This window comes from Nocardiopsis salina YIM 90010 (genome assembly GCF_000341025.1).
Classification (GTDB): domain Bacteria; phylum Actinomycetota; class Actinomycetes; order Streptosporangiales; family Streptosporangiaceae; genus Nocardiopsis; species Nocardiopsis salina.
The window spans coordinates 14307-33255 of sequence record NZ_ANBF01000234.1; the positions used below are offsets into that span (position 1 = coordinate 14307).

The window sequence follows — 18949 nt, forward strand, 5'->3', positions numbered from 1 at the left end:
CCCGCCCGTTCCCGTTCACCCGATTGGCCTCCATGAGCGCACCTGTCGTGGCCGCCGTGCTGGTGGCCGCCCTCCTCCACGCCGCCTGGAACGCCGTCGCCCACTCCATCAGCGACCGGCTGCTCGGTTTCGCCCTCATCGGCCTGGGCGGCATGGCCGGAACCGCTCCCCTGCTGCTGTTCGTCGGCCTGCCGCCCCGTGAGGCCTGGCCGGTGCTGGCCGCCTCGGTCGCCGCCCACCTGGTGTACCTGGGCCTGCTCATGCTCTCCTACCGGACCGGGGAGTTCGGGCAGGTCTACCCCCTGGCCCGCGGTACCGCGCCCTGGGTCGTCGCGCTCATCGGGGCCGTCCTCCTCGGCGAGCGCCTGCCCCCGGACGAGCTCGCCGGCGTCGTGGTGGTCTCGGTCGGCCTCATGACTCTGGTCCTGGCCGGGGGCGTGCCGAGGAAGGAGCACCTGCCGGCGTTGCTGGCCGCCTTCGCCACAGGGCTCGGGATCGCCTCGTACACGGTCATCGACGCCTACGGGGTGCGCCTGACCCAGGACCCGGTCGGTTACATCACCTGGGTGATGCTGCTCCAGGGGCCGGTCTTCTTCCTCGTGGCGCTGGCCCGGAGGCGCGGGAACCTGTGGGGGCAGCTGCGGCCCATCTGGCGCATGGGGCTCCTGGGCGGGGCGATCAGCGCCGCAGCCTACGGGCTCGTGCTGTGGGCTCAGCTGTCGGGGGCCGTCGCCGGTATCGCGGCCCTGCGGGAGACCAGCATCGTCTTCGCGGCGATCCTCGGTGCGATCCTCTTCAAGGAGCGTTTCGGGGCGGTCCGGGTGGCTGCCTCCACGATCGTCGTGGTCGGGGTCCTACTGCTGGCGACGTGAGTCCGCACGGGCCTACCCGCTCGTAGCGCACCGAAGGAGCAGCCCTTAGGGTGTGGCCCGTGACACACTCAACGGTCATCGCGGACACCGAGGAGCGCGCCGCCGTGCGCCGGGTGTGGGAGGACCTCGGGCTCCCCGGACTCGTGGACGTGCACACCCACTTCATGCCGGAGAACGTGCTGCGCAAGGTGTGGGCCTACTTCGACGCCCTGGGCGACGGTGTCTGGCCCATCACCTACCGCGACGACGAGGACAGCCGCGTCGAACGCCTGCGCTCCTTCGGGGTCCGGCGCTTCACCTCGCTGTTCTACCCCCACCGCCCCGGCATGGCCCGCTGGCTCAACGGATGGGCCGCCGACTTCGCCGCCCGTACCCCCGAGTGCCTGCGCGGCGCCACCTTCTACCCCGAACCCGACGCCGGCGACTACACCGAGCAGGCCGTGGCCGATGGTGCACGGGTCTTCAAGGCCCACCTCCAGGTCGGCGCTTACGACCCCCGTGACCCGCACCTGGACCGGGTCTGGGGTGTGCTCGCCGAGTCCGGCGTCCCGGTCGTCGTGCACTGCGGTTCCGGCCCCCTCGCCGGCCCCTTCACCGGGCCGGGCCCCTTCGCCGACGTACTGCGCCGCCACCCGCGGCTGACCGCCGTCGTCGCACACGCCGGGTCACCCGAGTACGGTGCGTTCCTGGACCTCGCCGAACGTCACGAGCGGGTACACCTCGACACCACGATGGTCTTCACCGACTTCACCGAACGCGCAGCGCCCTTCCCGGAGGGCGAGCTGCCCCGGCTGCGCGCGCTCGGTGACCGTGTCCTGCTGGGCACCGACTACCCCAACATCCCCTACCCCTACCTGCACCAACTGCGCGCCCTCACCCGCCTCGGCCTGGGGCGGGACTGGCTGCGTGCGGTGCTGCACGACAACGGCGCCCGCTTGTTCGACCTGCCACCAGCGCGGATGTAGAGAGAAGGCACCATGGAGCTGGCACTGACGCCCCTGGAGTTCGCCCGCCGCACCCGGCGACTGCACCCCCGGCGGGAGGCCGTCGTCGACCGCGGTCTACGGCTGACCTACGAGGAGTTCTTCGACCGCTGCGACCGCTGGTCCTCCGTACTGCAAAGCATGGGAGTGGCCAAGGGCGACCGGGTCGCCTACATCGCCCCCAACACCCACGCGCAGCTCGAGTCGTTCTACGCCGTCCCGCAGCTGGGGGCGGTGCTGGTCCCGGTGAACTTCCGACTCACCGCCGACGATTTCGTCTACATCGTCAACCACTCGGGCGCGAAGGTGTTGTGCGCGCACGCCGACCAGCTCGAAGCCGTCGACAGCGTGCGCGATCAGATGCCCGGCGTCGAGCGGTTCGTGGCTCTGGAGGGCGCCGCGCCGGGGTGGGAGGACTACGAGGCGCTCGTCGCGGAGGCCTCCCCGGACTACACCGCGCCGGAGATCGCCGAGACCGACCTGCTCACCATCAACTACACGTCGGGGACCACCGCCCGCCCCAAGGGTGTGATGGTCACGCACCGCAACGCGTACATGAACTCCGTGGGCACGTTGTTGCACCTGCGCATGGACGTCGGCGACCGGTACCTGTGGACGCTCCCGATGTTCCACGCCAACGGGTGGACCTACACCTGGACCGTCACCGCCGTCGGCGCCACGCACGTGTGCCTGCCTGCGATGGACCCGACCCGGGCGTTCGAGCTGATCCGCGAGGAACAGGTGAGCTGGCTGTGCGCGGCGCCGACCGTGCTCATCATGCTCGCCAACGCCTCCGAGGAGCAGCGCGGCGAGGTGCCTCCGGGCGTGCACGTGGTGACGGCCGGGGCGTCCCCCGCCGCCGACACCATCGAACGGTTGGAGGACGGCTTCGGCTGGACCGTCACCCACGTGTACGGCCTGACCGAGACGGCCCCGTTCATCACCGTGTGCGAACCCAGGCCCGAGCACCGGGGGCTGGACGCCGGGGAACGCGGGACCCTCAAGGCCCGCCAGGGGGTCGAGCTCATCACGTCGGGTGAACTGCTCGTGATCGGAGACGACGGCGCGGAGGTGCCGTGGGACGGCGAGACCGTCGGGCAGATCACGGTGCGCGGCAACGTCGTCATGGCCGGGTACTACAACGACCCGGAGGCGACCGAGAAGGCGATGGGCAACGGATGGTTCCGCACCGGTGACGCCGCTGTCGTGTACCCGGACGGGTACGCGGAGATCCAGGACCGGATCAAGGACGTGATCATCTCGGGCGGGGAGAACATCTCGTCCGTCGAGGTCGAGGGGGTGCTGCTGCGCCACCCGGCGGTCCTGGAGGTCGCCGTGGTCGGGGTGCCCCACGAGCGGTGGGGTGAGACACCGCGCGCGAACGTGGTGCTGCACGACGGGGAGTCCGCGACGGAGAAGGAGATCATCGCCTTCGCCCGGGACAACCTCGCGCACTTCAAGGCGCCCACGCAGGTGGAGTTCGTGGAGCAGCTGCCCAAGACCGCGACGGGCAAGATCCAGAAGTTCGTGCTCCGCGGGGGCGCCTCCGCCGTCACTCGGCAGTAGGCTCCGGGACCCGGACGACGCGCCCCCGGAGTCAGGGGATTCCGGGGGCGCCGGTGACGGGTAAGGAGCACCGAGGGGAGGCAACCATGGACGACCAGCAGCTCTTCGACGAGCTCGTGCGCAGGCTCAACACGGAAAACGGATCGGCCGAGTACTCGCCCGAGCAGGGCGGGATCCTGTTGCACCGTTTCCAGGGCCAGGAGCACGATCCGCCGTTCGTCCTCCACGTGAGGCCGGATACCTTGCGCGGTCACCTGCGCACGTTCGGCGATCTGGGCGAGCTCTTCCCGGACGTCGACCACGACGTCGCAGCCCTCCAGATGTTCCTCGTCCACGTCGTGGAGACCGTCGACATCGTCGTGGCAGGCACCGGGCACTACAGCTCCGAACGCCGCCACCTGGTCCCCGACCAGGGCGGGGTCCGCTCGAAGGACGGCCCGCCGTAGGAACGCACCGGGTGTATGACAGATGTCATCGCGCGGCCGTGCGCGGTGCAGGGAGAAGCGGTGATGCGCGGCACTGCCCAGGGCGGGGCACGGCCCCATAGATTCGGGGCATGAACAGCGAGCACCCTCCCCCACGAGGCCCTGAGTACCCGCCGCCTCCGCCTCCTCCACCGCCACGGCCACGCGGACCGCGGCCGATCCCGCCGGGCCTCGGGTACCACCAGGTCCTGACCACCGACAAGCGCCGGGTGGTGCGGGGCATCGCTGCCCTCGTGCTCCTGCTCGGCGGCATGCTCGTCTTCTCCCTGGCCTTCGGGGGGCTGGCGTTCGTCGTCGAGTCCGCGTTCGGCCTCACCGACCCGGACGCGGATGAGACGGTCATCACCCCGGTCCAACTGGCTGCGGGGCTGTTCTCGCTCGCGCTGCTCATCCCCTGGAGCATGCTGATCCAGCGTTGGCTCTACAAGGTCGAGGGGGCGTCCCTGCACTCGGTCGGGTCGCTCTTCAGGTTCGACCTGATGGGCCGGTCACTGGTGGTCCTGTTGCCCGTGTGGGCGGTCTACATGAGTGTGTTCACCCTGCTCATGCCGTACGAGACTGTGCATTGGAGCACGTCCGACCTGTTCCTGATGTTCGTGGCCGTCGTCGTGTTCACCCCCTTCCAGTCGGCGGGTGAGGAGTACGGCTTCCGGGGGCTGGCGTTCCGGATCGCGGCGAGCTGGGGGCGCGGACCGCGCGTTGCACTCGTGCTCGGTGTGGTCGTATCGAGCCTGGCCTTCATGGTGGTCCACCTGGCCGCCGACCCGTGGCTCAACCTGTACTACTTCGTGCTCGGCGCGACCCTGGCGCTCATCACGTGGCGGACCGGGGGTCTCGAGATCGCGGTCGTGGTGCACGCGGTCAACAACACGATCGCGTTCCTCCTCGTGGTCGTCACCCGCAGCGACCTGGCCGAGGGCATGGACCGCTCGGTGGGCGCGGGGTCGCCCGTGATGCTGCTGCCGTGCGTCCTGATGCTGGTGATCACGGCCGTGGTGTGGTGGCGGACCCGTAGGTCGGGGCCGGTGCTGACCCCGGGTCCGCGACCACCTGTGTGACGGTGTGCGGGTCGGGCGGTCCGGGACCGGTGCCGGGTCTTCACGGGGCAGATGAGGGAAGAACCCTCTCCATGAACCCGCTCGCAGCCCTGTCCGACCGCCTGACCTCGGCACGCGCCTGGCTGGTGCGCGCACAGCGATCCGGCAGCAACGAATTCAACACTGTCCTCGGCGTGCTCAAGGGCGCCCTGGCCGCCTCGGTCTCCTGGTACGTCGCACAGGAATTGATCTCGGCAGAGATGCCCGCCTTCGCGCCCTTCACGGCCGTGCTGATGATGCAGGTCACCGTGTACCGGTCGGTGGTGCAGTCCATGCGCTACATCGGGGCGGTACTCCTCGGTGTGGGGATCCAGGCCTTCCTCGCCTTCACGGCGGGCCCCGACGTCCTCACGTTCGCCGCCGTCGCCCTGATAACCCTGGCCATCGGACATCTGCGTTTCCTCGGGGCGCAGGGCCCGCAGGTCCCCACCGCTGCCTTCTTCGCGTTCTCCACCTTCCTCACGGCGACGGGGTTCACCGGCCGGCTGGAGCAACTTGGTGAGATCGTCCTGCTGGTGGCCGTGGGGTGCGTGGTGGGCACGTCGGTCAACCTGATCGTGTTCCCACCGATGCGGCACCGCAGTGTCGAGTGGTCCATCGGAACGCTCTCCCACTCCCTCTGCGACCTGCTCGGTGACCTGTCCCGGGAGTTGGAGGACGGTGAGCTCGACGAGCGGCAGACCTCCTCGTTGCGGCGCCGGGCCAACTCCATGCAGTCGAGCGTCGAACAGGCTCGGGCCTCGGTGCGGACCGCCCGGGAGTCGCTCGTGATCAACCCGGCCCGGTTCCTGCGCAAACACCGTGGGCACGCGGCCTTCGAGGGCTACGAACTGCTGGTGGAGGCGCTCGGCCGGGTAGCCGCCCACGTGTCCTCGCTCGCCCGCGCGCTGCACCTGTGGGCGGACAAGGACGAGCAGCCGGCCCACGAGGAGTTCTTCGCCCGCTACGGCGAGCTGATCTTGGCCCTGGGCGAGGTCACCAACAGCCTGTCCCAGGTGGACGAGGACTCGTTCGGCGGTCAGGCGGAGAGTCTGCGCCGTTCGGCGACGAAGGCGCAGGAGCACCTCGACGCCCTCACCGATCCCCCGGAACAGGGGGATCCGCCCCCGTTCGACGACCTCACGCAGCCGTACGGCATCCTCCTGATCGAGGGCCGCCGGCTCCTGGACGAGATGCAGTACTGCTGCGACATCGTCGAGCACTACGTCGACGAACGCGCCCGCTGAGCCCGTCCACAACGCCGGCTCCGGGACTCTCGGTCAGCAAGTGGGTGAACCCTCAGTTCCCGAGCAGGTGCAACAACGCAACGAGGGTGCCCGAGCTCTGCACCCGGCCGGCCGCGACCAGGCCACGCACGTCGGAGACGGGCACCCATTGGTAGCGGCCTTCGTCGACCTCGGTCGGCTCCGCGAGCAGCTCCGCGTCTCGGCCCACGAAGATGTGGTGCCTGCTGCGCACGATCCCGATCATCGGCTCGAACATCGCCACGGCCTCCACCGAACCGACTTCGTACCCGGTCTCCTCCAACGCTTCCCGGACAGCGGTGCGCTCAGGATCCTCGTACTGATCGACCAGCCCTCCCGGCAGTTCCCACCCCCACACGTCGGGCACGAACCGGTGCCGATAACTCATCAGCACGTGCTCCTCGTCCCGGTCCAGGATCGCAATGACCGCGGCCGGCGGCAGGGTCACCGTGTGGTGCTCGAACCTGTTCCCGGAGGGAGTGGTGACGTCAGCCTTGCCCAGCCGTACCCACGGGCTGTCGTACACGGGGCGCTCGCCGTGGATGGTCCACCGGTCCTGATCCCCACCTGTGCTGTCGTCCATGCGGACGAACCTACCGCTCACGTGATGCCCACAGGAAGGCGGACGAGAAAATGCCAAGAGCTCGAGGAAATCCTCCACGCTCTCCGGATGACCCACCGACGCCAGAGCTGGAAGGGGCCGACGACACTCCAAGCTCACCAATTCGGGCAACGGCGACACTTCGGAATTGTTGAATTCTGAACCTGGCAGCCAAGCACACCGCCACTGAGCTGGAAGAACAAGATTCCCACCACTTTTCTCCGGGAAATCTTGCCAACCCCGTGTTCGGTTGCTCTACGCTTCTGGCATCACCTTGATCCGGCCGGATCCACCCGCCTCGCTGAGCCTGGCTCTCGAGCTTCAGGCTCCTCTCCGCCGAGTGTCGGCTTCGGCCGGGGTGGTTCCCCACAACTGAAAAACACGGTGACCCCGCGACGGCTTAACTGCCGCCCGGGGCCGTGGCCAGCAACTACGATCCTTCAAACCAGAGGAATTGCCAGCATGCCCAAGTGTATCGCTGCCGTGTTCGCCGCTGCCTGGAACTGCTTCCGGGCACCCCTCGAAGGGCTGTTCTGCCGACCCAGGGGCCGTCACTCGGCCGAGCAGCTCCGGCGCCGCCGCTCCACACGCGTGCGCCCCTACGCCCCGATGACCCCCGCGACTCCGGAGCGCCTCCCCTCTCACCCGACCGTGCACCGAACCAGCCACCCGAGTGACCTGCCGCCTCTGCCAGAACCCCCGGCCCTGGAGTCCTCGGCACTGAAGCCCCCGTCCGTCGAGGTCGACGCCGATGAGATCGCGCTCGTGCGCCCCTACTTCACCGCCCACGAGCACAGGGCCGTGGCTGAGGACGAGGCGGCCCGGGCCCAGAACCGTGCGGCCGCCCGTCTGCGCGCATGGGGCGCCGACCTGGATCACCTGGAGTTCGGGCCGGACTCCAACTTCTCCTTCGGCCCGGCCCCGGAAGGCACCAGGGTCTACACGCTCGACGGCTACCGCGCCCCCGACACCGATCCGGACCCGGAACCCGAACCAACGTCCTCGCCCCACCCGACCGACCCGACCGACACCTTCCACGTCCCGACCCCGCGCACCCCGGCCCCGCGTGTGCCCGCGCGCATGAACGGCCTCCCCCACCTGTCCCGGATCCGCGCTCGACAGCAGGAGCGGCGCGGCCGGAGCCGGGTCCACGGACGTGTTCTCCAGGGGGCGGGCGCATGAACACCATCGGCACCGCACCCACCGTGTGGGAACCCCGTACCTATCCCGGCCGCCTCTCCTGCCTGCGCAACGTCCGCGCACACCTGACCCACGACCTCAACGGGGTCGACGGAGACCTCGTCGAGACGATCGTTCTCTGCGCGAGCGAACTGTTCGCCAACTGCGTCGAGTACACCGACTCGGCCCGGCCGGAGGGCGAGGTGATCCGGTTCCTGTCCTGGGACACTGACCGGATCCGCATCGGATTCACCGACGAGGGCGGCTCCGGAGCTCTCCCCTGTATCCCGGAAGAACGCTCCGACGACGGGTGGGCCTGGGCGGAGGGCCAACGGGGGCTGATGATGGTCGAAACGTTGTCCACAGCCTGGGGATATCTTCCGACCGCCCCGTGGGCGGACCTGGGAACCCACGTATGGGCCGACTTCGCGACCTCCGAGGGAACCCCGATCCCGCGGCACCTGACCTCCTACGTCTTCACCACACTCCACGTCGCGGGTTGATCCCTACGGCGTTGGCCTGGGGTCACCGGCCACAGGAACCCGGCCCCGGACGGTGGTCCGGGGCCGGGTTCACAGGGCGGGGGTCAGGCGGTGGGCGCCTCACCGTGGACGCCGCCTCCGCAAGTCGGTTGGCGGACCGGCAGGACCGGGTGTGGGTAGTGGCGTCTTGCCTCGAGTGGCCCTACGTCTGAAGACGGGACACACACCCAACGAGGCGACTGCACACGCCCGCACGGCCACTGCCATGCACCGTCTCGTCGGCCGCCGCTTCGGCCCCCTGCAGCGATCCCGGTTGTGGGCAGCGTGGTCCTCACCTACCAGCCTGGGGCGGCGGTCTCTCCTCCGGGTTGGCCGGATCCGGTCAACCGGGCGGCTCGCCGCCTGCTCGCGGGGCGGTGCAAGCCGCGGTCTTGCCGACAAGAGAGCGCTGAAACCTCACGATCATGCAACCGGTCCGTGCGCTCCACCGGACCCCCATCCGTGTGTGATGTCTCATGCCCAGGTCGGCGATCAGCGCGTCTCCCGGAAAACTCCCGGGACGGCCGCCCCGATCGATCCCTGATGAAACCCCCTTTTTTGGAGGCCCACCGCCCCGACCCGTCCGCTCACCGGGCCGGACGGCAACCGCTGCCCGAACAGCCCGCACCACCGGCACCATCCCCCTTCGCCCCGCGCAACGCCAACGACGTGCATGGGGCCCATCCGACGGAGAACCATGTCCGCGCATCCCCCGCGCAGATCCACCATCCCCGCGGCCGCGGCCGCGACCGCGCTGGTCACCGCGGTCTCCCTGCTCTCACCGCCGCCCGCCCCGGCCGAGTCCGGCGACTCGGGCTCGCAGCAGGTGCCCGAGGGAGACACCTGGGAGCCGCCCGAGGAGACCACTTCCGAACCCTCGGGCGGCGACCCGCCCGATCAGAACTGGCAACAGCCCCACGAGCGCGAGTCCGACCAGGCCCCCAAGACCTTCTCCGCCCAGGACGAGGAGGCGGGGCAGTCGTGCGATGACGGCACCAACCGCGGTGTGCAGGAGCACTACCCTCTGGAGCGGCACCAGATCAGCGACCGCCTGGAGCTGGACGTCAACACCGAGAACGGCAACACCGTCCTGCGCCACCGCGATCTGACCATCCCCGGCACCGGCATCGACCTGTCGGTCTCCAGCGTCTACAACAGCCAGGACCCGGGCGCCAACGGGTGGAAGCTCTCCACCGGCACCGATGTGGGCCTGGACTTCATCACCGACTCCGACGACGTCGTCTTCCGCGGCCCCTCCGGGTTCTGCGAGATCTTCACCGACCAGGGCGGCGGCGCCTTCGAGTCCCCCGAGGAGATGGAGGCCGACCTCGAAGAGCTCGACAACGGCCGCTACGCCCTGACCTTCGGCCAGGGCTCCTACGCCGACCAGATGTGGACCTTCACCGCCGACGGATGGCTCTACTCCCAGAGCGACCACAACGGCAACACCCAGACCCTGGGCTATGACGACGACGGCCTGGTCACCTCCATCAGCGACGACCAGGACCGCGTCACCGAACTCGACTGGCACGAGAGCCGCATCGGGCCGAGCGAGGTCACCGACCCCACCGGCACCACCGCCGCCGAGTACGCCTACGACGCCGACGGACTGCTGACCGAGATCACCGACCGGGCCGGGCAGACCGTCGAGTTCGCCTACGACGACGACAACCACCTGGACGAGGTCACCGACGCCCGCGGCCACACCTGGCGGCTCGACCACGACGCCGATGGCCGCCTCCAAGAGCTCACCAAGCCGGTGACCGGCGATGAGACCGCCACCACCAGCTACGACCACGGTGACGGTCGAACCGAGGTCACCGATGCGCGCGGCAACACCTCCACGCACGCCTTCGACGAGGCAGGGCGCCAGGAGGAGGCCACCGACGCCGAGGGCAACACCCGCTCGACGGCCTGGACCTCGGCGGCCTCGGTGGCGGGGGCGACCGACCCGGCGGGCAACTCCACCACCCACGACTACGACGACCTGAACAACATGGTCGGCACCGAGCTGCCCACCGGCGCCGAGTTCCAGGTCGGATACGCCGACTCGGCCAACCCGCACAAGCCCACCTCCATCGACGCTCCCGATGGGGAGGTGGAGCTGGACTACGACGACCGGGGCAACCTGACCCAGGTCCGCCGGCCCGGCGCCGAGGAGCCCGAACAGAGCCTGGAGTACAACAACAACGGCACCCTGGCCTCACAGACCAACGGCGAAGGCGCCACCACTGAGTTCTCCTACGACGAGGACGGCAACCTCACCGAGATCGATCAGCCCGACCCGCTTGGCACCACCGGCTTCACCTACGACGCTCTTTCCCGGGTGAGCAGTGTCACCGACGGCAACGGCACCACCATCGAATACTCCTACGACGCCCTGGGCCGCGTCACCGAGATCGTCCACGACGGCGACATCCTGCAGTCCACCGAGTACAACGCCAACGGTGATGTCACTGCCACCCACACCCCACAGGCCACCGTGGCCCACACCTACAACAAGCGCGGCGAGGTGGCCAACACCGGGCGCGACGACGGCGACGACCACGAGTCCTACGACTACACCTACGACCAGGCCGGCAACCTGACCTCGTTGACCGAGCACGGCGCCACCACCGAATACACCTACGACGCTGCCAACCGCCTCACCGCCGTCACCGACGACCAGGACGGCGAGACCGAGATCGGCTACGACGAGGCCGGCCACCGCAGCCAGGTGACCTTCCCGGACGGGGCCGCCCAGGAGCTGGAGCACAACGAGGCCGGACTCCTGGTCGAGTCGGTGATGGCCAACGCCGACGGCGAGGCCTTGGCCGAGGCCGCCTACTCCTACACGACGAGGAGGGAGAAGAGAGCACCAAGCTGCAGTCGCGCACCGTCAACGGCCAGAGCCTGGAGTTCACCTACGACGAGCGCGGCCGTCTGACCAGCGACGGCGAGCAGGACTACACCTACGACGAGGCCGACAACCTCCTCTCCTGGGCGGGACCGACTACGAGGTCAACGAGGCCGACCAGGTCACCGCGGTGGACGGCACCGAGCTGGGCCACGACGAGGCCGGCAACCTCACCGACGTGGGTGGGGACATCGAGATCGGCTACAGCCCGACCGGGCAGATGCAGGACAAGGACGCCGGCGGTACCGGCCTGGATGCGGCCATCACCTACGACACCGCCGATTCCACCCAGCGCCGCACCCTCACCCAAGGCTCCGGTGAGGACGCCGTTACCCAGACGCTGACCAACACCGCGCTGGGCATCTCCAGCATCGAGCAGGAGGACGGGGACCGCACCCGGTACGTGCGTGACCCCCCGAACAGTTCGTCCGATCCCAAGTGGAACGGAAGTCTCCCCGCTCACGGGATGAAGGAGTGGGCCCAGTCGCGGAGAACGCTCCACGCGACCCCTCGGGCCGCGTGGAGCGCAGAGCCGTGGACACGCGCACCCGACGCGCGTTACGCGTGGCCTCAGTCGTGGAACTCCAGCTCGTCGGGCATGGCGCGGTCGAAGTCCTCGACCTGCTCGATCGGCCCGTCCTCGCGGTCGGTCACGCGGGCCTCCTGCACCCAGTCCTGGGTGCCGTCGAGCTGGTGCTGGACCACGAAGACCCCCTCGTGGCCGCCGTGATCACCGTCCGAGGAGGCGAACGGCACGAAACCGGGTCCGCGCCACTCCTCGGTCTCCAACGCGTCGACGAGCGCTTGCCGCGTCAGGTCCGGGCCGGCTGACTTGAGCGCCTGCGCGAACATCACGGCCTGCGACATCCCGAAGATGTGCGTGTTGGTGATCGGGTCCTCGCCGCCGTACTCCTCGTACACGTCGCGGAAGAACTGCGCCCACTCGTCCTCGGTGTCCTCGACGCGCGGGATGTAACTGGTGACGAGGGTGTCCTCCAGGAACGCGTCGGCCGGTGTCCCCTCGGCCGCCGTGTCCGAGGTGAACTCCTGCAACAGACCCTGGAGCGTTGCGGTGTCCCCGCCGATGCTCGAGACCATCCACTGGGGGTCGAACCCGATGCGGGAGGCCTCCAGCATGCCCATCGCGGTGAACGCAGGGATGCAGGAACACACCACGACATCGGCACCGGCCCGGTCGAGTTCGGCGATCTGCGCGCTCAGGTCGGTCACGTCGCTCTCGTAGTGCTGGCGCGCGACGACGTCCTCCTCCAGGTACTGGTCGAGGCCGGCCTGGGAGTCCACCCCCACGTCGTCGTTCTGGTAGAGGTAACCGACGCTCTGGCCGGGGAAGTGTTCGGCGATGTACTCGCCCTGGACCTTGGCCTCCTTGGTGTAGTCGGTCTGCCACCCGTAGGTGAGCGGGTGTACATCGGTGTTGTTCCAGGCCAGGGCGCCCGAGGACGGGAAGACGTCGGGCACGCCCTCCTCGTTGAGGTAGTCGATGACGCCGCTGTGCGTGGGTGTCCCCAGGCCGCCCATCATCGCGAAGATCTCGTCGCGGATGACGAGTTCGCGGGTGACGTCGATCGTCATCGAGGGGTCGTAGGCGTCGTCCTCTGCCCGGAAATCGATCTCGCGCCCGTTCACCCCGCCCTGCTCGTTGATGTAGTCGAACACGGCGGAGGCGCCCCGCGAGATCGACAGGTAGCCGGGCGCGGCGGGCCCGGTCAGGGGGTGGTGGGCGCCGATGACCACGGAGTCGTCGGTGACACCGGGGGCCACGTCGAGGTCGGCAGGCACCCCTTCTTCGATCTGCCCCGCCCCGGTGCAGGCGGTCGCGGTCATCACCAGGGCGAGCGCCCCGGCGACCGCCGCCTGCACCAGGCGGCGGCCTCGTCTGTTCGCCGGCATGGTCTCCTCCAAGGATCGGGTGGTCAGCGGCGTGCGATGCGGTTGCGCAGGGCCTGCAGGCCGCCGTGCAGGCCGAGCGGCCAGAAACGCAGCACGAGGATCAGCACGACACCGAACAGCACGATCGGCAGGTTGTGCTGCACGTTGTGGCCGAGGTCCATGGCCCTGGCCAGGTCGGAGGCCCAGACCTCCAGGTAGACGACGGCGACTGCCGCCCACAGCGCGCCCCACAGGCTGCCGATACCGCCGAGCACGAGGGCGGCGATCAGGGTCAGGGACAGCACCAGGGCGAAGGAGCTGGGTGTGACGGTCCCCAGCGCGTAGGCCTGCAGCCCGCCTGCCAGACCGCCGGCGGCGGAGGCGATGATGAAGGCGACGACCTTGGTGCGTCCGACCGGGATGCCGGACATCGCGGCTGCGGTCTCGTCGTCACGGATCGCGCGCATGCGGCGGCCCAGTCGTCCGCCGGAGATCGTCGCGAGAGCGGCCAGTACCAGCAGCACGGTGAACCAGACCACGAGCGCTCGCCACTCGCTGGTGGTGACGACCCCGTCGAGGAACGGCGGTACCCCGACCGTGCGGATGTTGAGGCCGTTGGAGCCGCCGAACAGGTCGTGGTAGCGGTGCGCGATGCCGGGCAGCCCGACCGCGAGGATCAGCGTGGCACCGGCGAGGTAGGGGCCGTGCAGCCGGGCTGTGGCTGCACCCACGGCGATCCCCGCGACCGCGGAGACGGCCACGACGATGAACAGGTTGGTCGCCAGCGGGAGCATCGGCAGGTGCAGGACGAGCAGCGCCATCGTGTACGCGCCGATCATCATGAACGCGCCGTGGCCCAGGGAGATCTGTCCGCTGCCGCCGACCAGCAGCTGGAGCCCGGCCAGGGCGAGGAACGTGTACCCGACGGTGGCCAGGCGCAGCGCGGTGAGGTCACCGGTGACCGCGAGGAACGCGGTGACGACCAGGAGCGCCACGGCGGCCCCGAGCAGGTTCCGGGCCGGCAGCGGCAGGGCGCGCCACTTCTCGGGCAGGGACGGCGGGGGTGTGGAGGCGGCCCCCGTGGACGGCTCGGGGCGCTGTCCGGTGGTGGTGGACATGGGTCAGACCTTTCGCGCGGTCGGTCGGGAGAGGATGCCGTCGGGGCGCACGCTCAGCACGACCACGACGATGACCAGGGCGGAGAGTGTGGCGAGCTCCGGGCCGACGTAACCGGAGACCCAGGAGCCGCCGAGGCCGATGAGCATCCCGCCGAGGATGGCCCCGAAGGGGTTGTCGAGGCCGCCGACGACGGCCGCGGTGATCCCGAAGACGAACACGATGTCGAACACGTTGGGGTACAGGAACGGGGGTGCGGCGAGCATCCCGGCGAGCGCGCCGATGAAGGAGGCGATCGCCCACCCGGCGGTGAGCATGAGGCCGACCCGCACCCCGCTGAGCCGTGCGGCCTCGGGGTGGTGGGCGGCGGCACGCATGCGCAGCCCGATCGCGGTGAAGCGGTAGAGCAGGAACAGCAGGAGCGCGACACCGGCGACGGCGCTGACGGCGAAGATGTCCGCGGGCGAGAACCGTCCGACGTAACTGAACGCGTACCCGAAGGCGTGCTGTTCGTTGCCCCAGATCATGCCGACGGCGCCCTGCACGACCAGGAGCATCCCGAGGGTGACGATGACGCCGTTGAGCGGGGACACACGCGCGATGGGGCGTACGACGAAGCGTTCGGCGGCAGCACCGGCGGTCATACCGGTGATCAGGGCGGCGCCGAAGCCGAGCCAGTACGATCCGGTGATCTGGGTGACGGCGAAGGCGGCGTAGACCGACAGCAGGGCGAACGCGGGCTGGGCGAAGTTGACCAGGCGGGTGGCCTGGTAGATGAGCACCAGCGACAGGGCCAGTGCGGAGTAGGCCGCCCCGAGCGCCAGCCCGTTGAGGGTCAGGTTGATGAAGTGGTCCATGGGGGCTCCTCAGAAACCGAGGTAGGCGTGGCGCGTGCGGTCGTCGGAGAGCAGCTCGTCGGAGGGGCCCTCCGCTGCGACACGGCCCTGGTTGAGCACGAAACCGTGGTCGGTCACTCCCAGGGCACCGGCGGCGTTCTGTTCGACGAGCACCACGGTGAGCCCGGTGCGTTCGCGCAGGTCGCCCAGGAGCGTGAAGATCTGCTCGGTGACCATGGGCGCGAGCCCCAGGGAGGGTTCGTCGAGCAGGAGCACGCGGGGCCGGGCCATGAGGGCGCGGCCGATGGCGAGCATCTGGCGTTCCCCGCCGGAGAGGGTGGCGGCGGGTTTGCCGCGCCGTTCGACCAGGGGCGGGAAGAGGTCGAGGACCTCCGCGAGGGTCTCGGGGTCGTGGCGTGAGCGCCAGAGCCCGCCCAGGCGCAGGTTCTCCTCGACGGTGAGCTCGACGATCACACCCCCGCCCTCGGGCACGTGCGCGAGGCCCTTGGTGACGGCGCGTTCGGCGGGCAGGCGGGTGATGTCCTCGCCGTCGAGCGTGACCCTGCCGGAGGTGGCCGGGTGGAGCCCGGTGAGGGTGCGCAGGAGGGTGGACTTGCCGGCCCCGTTCGCGCCGAGGACGGCGCAGAGGCCGCGTTCGGGCACGTCGATGCTGACGCGGTCGAGGGCGCACACGGCGCCGTGGTGTGCGGTGAGGTCCTCGACCTTCAGGAGGGGTGTCTCGCTCATTCGGTGTCTCCGTTGCCGGGTGTGCCGAGGTAGGCGCGGGTGACGGCGGGGTCGTTGCGGACCTCGTCGGGGGTTCCGGTGGCGATGACCTCGCCGAAGTTGAGCACGACGATGTGGTCGCACACGCGCATCACCAGGTCCATGTGGTGTTCGACGAGCACGACGGCCATGTCCTCGCTGAAGGTGCGGATCTGCCCGGCTAGAGCGTCGATCTGGTCACCGGACAGGCCGCTGGCGGGTTCGTCGAGGAGCAGGAGTTCGGGGTCGGCGACGCAGGCACGGGCGAGGGCCACCTGTTTCTGTACGCCGTAGGGGAGGGTGCCGGGCAGGCGGTCGGCGTACTGTGCGGCGCCGAAGGACTCGAGGGTCTCCATGGCGCGTTCGCGGAGGCGTTTCTCATCGCTGTGGTGGTGGCCGAGGCCGGTGAGCATGGAGAGGGGGCCGCCCCGTGCGGTGCGGTCGGCGCCGACGACGACGTTGTCGAGCACGGAGAGCTTCGGGAACAGGTTGAGGCCCTGGAAGGTGCGGGCGATGCCTGCGCGGGCGCTCTCGTGGGGGCGGCGGGCGACAGCGGGTTCGCCCTTCCAGGTCAGGGTGCCCTCGCTGGGTCGCAGGACCCCGGAGAGCACGTTGAACAGGGTGGTCTTGCCGGCGCCGTTGGGGCCGATGAGGCCGACCACGGAGCCGGGGGCGACGTGGAGCCCGACGCGGTCGAGGGCGGTCAGGCCTCCGAAGCGGACGGTGATGCCCTCCGCTCCGAGGAGTTCGCCGGTGGTAGTCGCTGTCATGGATTGTGCCTTTCTCCAGGTCACCGATTCGCGTACCGACCAGTTGGTATGATGGGGGTCCGCGGGCGTGCGGTCGACCGGCCCGCTGGGGGTCAGTTGAGAAGCCGGGCCAGGTCCACCCGGGAACGGATGTTGAGCTTGCGGAAGATGCCGCGCAGGTGGTGCTCGACCGTGCGCGGGCTGATGAACAGGTGCGCGGCGACCTCCCGGTTGGTCGCACCCTCGGCGACCAGGCGGGCGATCTGCTGTTGCTGCGCGGTGAGTTCGCTGGTGGCGGGCAGATCGGGACCGCGGTCAGCGGTCCCGAGGGCACGCAGCTCCGCACGGGTCTGCCTGACCCACAGGCGGGCGCCGAAGCGCTCGAACGACTCCTGGGCGTTGTGGAGGTGTTCACGGGCCCGTCCGGGTAGGCGGGCCCGGCGCAGGTGGGCGCCGAAGAGGAGCTGGGTGCGGGCGTGTTCGACGTCGTCGTCGCCCCCGGCACGGTGCAGGGCCAGGGCGGTCTCGAAGTGGTCTGCGGCCTCGTCGCCGCTGGTCAGCAGGCCCTCGCACCGGGCAGCGAGGGCGAGCGCGCTGGGGCTGTCCACGGACTCGGCCCAGCGACGGTACCCGGCCAGGGAGGCAGCCGCCCACGCGGTCTCGCCCATGCGGGTGGCGGCCTCCACGAAGTGCGGGGCGGTGAGCAGGCGCATCGTGGGGTGCCCCTGTCCGGGTCCGGCGTTGGCGAGGGAACGCAGACGGAAGAAGGCCTCGGCCGCGTTGCCTCGGGAGAGCTCAAGGACGGCCGACCCCCAGGACGCGACGGCGGCGGCCAGGCCCAGGCTCTTCTCCCCCGCCTGGGAGGCGACGGCCCGCGCGCGGATCTGGCAGGTCTCCACGTCGCCCTGGATAGCCGCGATCATGGCGAGCGAGGCCAGGTGGTGGGTGGCCCAGATGCTCTGCCCGCTGCTGCGCGAGACCCGGAGTCCGGTGAGCGCGGTGCCGGCGGCGGAAGGAAAACGTCCGCTCCAGAACTCGGAGAAGACGAGGAATCCCAGGGCTGCGGGCATGGTCGCCTGCTCGCCCCGGGCCTTGCCCTGATCGGCGGCCCGGGTCATCACACCACGCACGAAAGGGTTGTCGCCCAGGCGGAGCCCTGCGATCCCCGCCCAGATGAGTTCGGAGGGTTCGGCGTCGCCGTCGGCCAACCGCACCGCCCGGCGCAGGATCGGGGTGGAGCCGGCGTAGTCGCCACGGAAGGAGATCGCGCACCCCTGCAGGAAGTCGGCCGTCCTCCGCATGACCGCGGGGTCGTCGTCGCGCACCAGCGGCAGGGCGAGATCGACCGCGTGCGCGTGCCGGACGGGGTCGCCGGCCAGGGACGCGGAATCGGCCGAGCGTACGAGAGCTCGCAGGGCCAGGGGGCGGTCGTGGGGCATGAGCTCGCGCCCGATGCGGAGCAGGCGTTCGGCGGCGTCGATGCTGTTCTGGTCGCGCATCGCGAGCTGGGCGTCGATGAGCTCGATGGTGGCGTGGCGGCGGTCGCTCACCGCCAGGGGGCGAGCGCGGGCGACGAGGTCGGCGGCGCGGGGGGTGTTGCCCGCCATGCAGGCCTGGTAGGCGGCGGAGGCCGTGCGGCAGGCGCGGGTGTCGGGGTCGGGGGTGAGGCGGGCAGCGCGTTCGAGGGCCGATGAGGCGGCGGCGCGCCCCTCGACGCGGCCGGCGCGGCGGGCGGCCCGGTCCACGAGCTCGGCGAGCCCCGCGTCAGGGGCTGCGGCGCCCTCGGCGGTGTGGTGGGCGAAGGCGACGGGGTCGTGCTCGTGATCGGTCACGGCGGCCAGGGCGCGGTGGGCCTCGCGGGAGCGGGTGACGGGGGCGTCCTGAGCGAGGGCGTCGCGCAGGAGGGGGTCGGTGAAGCGCACTGTGCCCCCGTGCACCCGGACGAGGTCGCGCTCCTCGGCCGGTTCGAGGACGCCGGGGGCGAGGTCCTCGGCGGGGGTGTTCCCGCCGGCAGAGAGGAGGTCGCTGAGGCTGCGTTCCCCGCCCAGGGCGGCGAGCAGGAGCAGGCGTCGGGCGGGTTCGGGCAGGTCCCGGACGGGTTCGAGGAGCCGGGCGCGGAGCCGGGCGGGCAGCAGGAGCGGCTCCGGGG

At 70.2% G+C, this 18949-nt stretch carries 16 protein-coding genes; 9 read left to right on the forward strand and 7 right to left on the reverse strand.

Annotation, left to right across the window (positions count from 1 at the left end):
* Positions 1-32 precede the first annotated feature (32 nt).
* The 6 genes from D474_RS0125630 (at position 33) to D474_RS0125655 (ending at position 6229) form a co-directional block, all read left to right on the forward strand.
* Positions 33-872: a DMT family transporter gene (locus tag D474_RS0125630; protein WP_026118801.1), complete on the forward strand. Its 840-nt coding sequence runs from the start codon at positions 33-35 to the stop codon at positions 870-872.
* A gap of 59 nt (positions 873-931) precedes the next feature.
* On the forward strand, positions 932-1837 hold the full coding sequence (locus tag D474_RS0125635) for an amidohydrolase family protein (protein ID WP_017616343.1): 906 nt from the start codon (positions 932-934) through the stop codon (positions 1835-1837).
* 12 nt (positions 1838-1849) lie between these two features.
* Positions 1850-3421 (forward strand): long-chain-fatty-acid--CoA ligase, encoded by a 1572-nt coding sequence (locus D474_RS0125640; RefSeq protein ID WP_017616344.1) that lies wholly within the window; start codon positions 1850-1852, stop codon positions 3419-3421.
* Between the two features lie 86 nt (positions 3422-3507).
* Positions 3508-3867, forward strand: coding sequence for a hypothetical protein (locus tag D474_RS0125645; protein WP_017616345.1), 360 nt, complete (start codon positions 3508-3510; stop codon positions 3865-3867).
* A gap of 110 nt (positions 3868-3977) precedes the next feature.
* Positions 3978-4964: a CPBP family intramembrane glutamic endopeptidase gene (locus D474_RS0125650; RefSeq protein ID WP_026118802.1), complete on the forward strand. Its 987-nt coding sequence runs from the start codon at positions 3978-3980 to the stop codon at positions 4962-4964.
* A gap of 71 nt (positions 4965-5035) precedes the next feature.
* The gene (locus D474_RS0125655; protein ID WP_017616347.1) at positions 5036-6229 is read left to right on the forward strand and encodes an FUSC family protein; all 1194 of its coding nucleotides are present in this window, start codon (positions 5036-5038) and stop codon (positions 6227-6229) included.
* Positions 6230-6281: 52 nt separating this feature from the next.
* Here D474_RS0125655 and D474_RS0125660 read toward each other — a convergent pair whose 3' ends face one another.
* Positions 6282-6830 (reverse strand): NUDIX hydrolase, encoded by a 549-nt coding sequence (locus D474_RS0125660; protein WP_017616348.1) that lies wholly within the window; start codon positions 6828-6830, stop codon positions 6282-6284.
* Between the two features lie 480 nt (positions 6831-7310).
* Between D474_RS0125660 and D474_RS30675 the strand changes: the two genes are divergently transcribed.
* The 3 genes from D474_RS30675 to D474_RS30105 all read left to right on the forward strand — a co-directional run bounded on the left by D474_RS30675 (position 7311) and on the right by D474_RS30105 (position 11474).
* Positions 7311-8030, forward strand: coding sequence for a hypothetical protein (locus D474_RS30675; protein ID WP_017616349.1), 720 nt, complete (start codon positions 7311-7313; stop codon positions 8028-8030).
* Positions 8027-8530, forward strand: a complete 504-nt coding sequence (locus D474_RS0125670; RefSeq protein ID WP_017616350.1) for an ATP-binding protein — start codon at positions 8027-8029, stop codon at positions 8528-8530. Before D474_RS30675 ends, D474_RS0125670 begins: the two co-directional genes overlap by 4 nt.
* 715 nt (positions 8531-9245) lie before the next feature.
* Entirely contained in the window at positions 9246-11474 is a 2229-nt protein-coding gene (locus D474_RS30105; RefSeq protein ID WP_051051128.1) for a DUF6531 domain-containing protein, read from the forward strand.
* Positions 11475-12014: 540 nt separating this feature from the next.
* On the opposite strand, the gene D474_RS0125680 is transcribed toward D474_RS30105, so the two are convergent.
* The 6 genes from D474_RS0125680 to D474_RS0125705 form a co-directional block, all read right to left on the reverse strand.
* The gene (locus D474_RS0125680) at positions 12015-13355 is read right to left on the reverse strand and encodes an ABC transporter substrate-binding protein (protein WP_040704496.1); all 1341 of its coding nucleotides are present in this window, start codon (positions 13353-13355) and stop codon (positions 12015-12017) included.
* Positions 13356-13378: 23 nt separating this feature from the next.
* A complete protein-coding gene (locus D474_RS0125685) occupies positions 13379-14452 on the reverse strand; it encodes a branched-chain amino acid ABC transporter permease (RefSeq protein WP_017616353.1) in 1074 nt (357 codons plus the stop codon).
* A 3-nt stretch (positions 14453-14455) separates the two neighbouring features.
* Entirely contained in the window at positions 14456-15307 is an 852-nt protein-coding gene (locus D474_RS0125690; protein WP_017616354.1) for a branched-chain amino acid ABC transporter permease, read from the reverse strand.
* A gap of 9 nt (positions 15308-15316) precedes the next feature.
* On the reverse strand, positions 15317-16033 hold the full coding sequence (locus D474_RS0125695; protein ID WP_017616355.1) for an ABC transporter ATP-binding protein: 717 nt from the start codon (positions 16031-16033) through the stop codon (positions 15317-15319).
* The gene (locus tag D474_RS0125700; RefSeq protein WP_017616356.1) at positions 16030-16821 is read right to left on the reverse strand and encodes an ABC transporter ATP-binding protein; all 792 of its coding nucleotides are present in this window, start codon (positions 16819-16821) and stop codon (positions 16030-16032) included. The genes D474_RS0125695 and D474_RS0125700 overlap by 4 nt, the downstream gene beginning before the upstream one ends.
* 92 nt (positions 16822-16913) lie before the next feature.
* On the reverse strand, positions 16914-18949 hold a 2036-nt coding region (locus D474_RS0125705), incomplete at its 5' end, for a LuxR family transcriptional regulator (protein ID WP_017616357.1).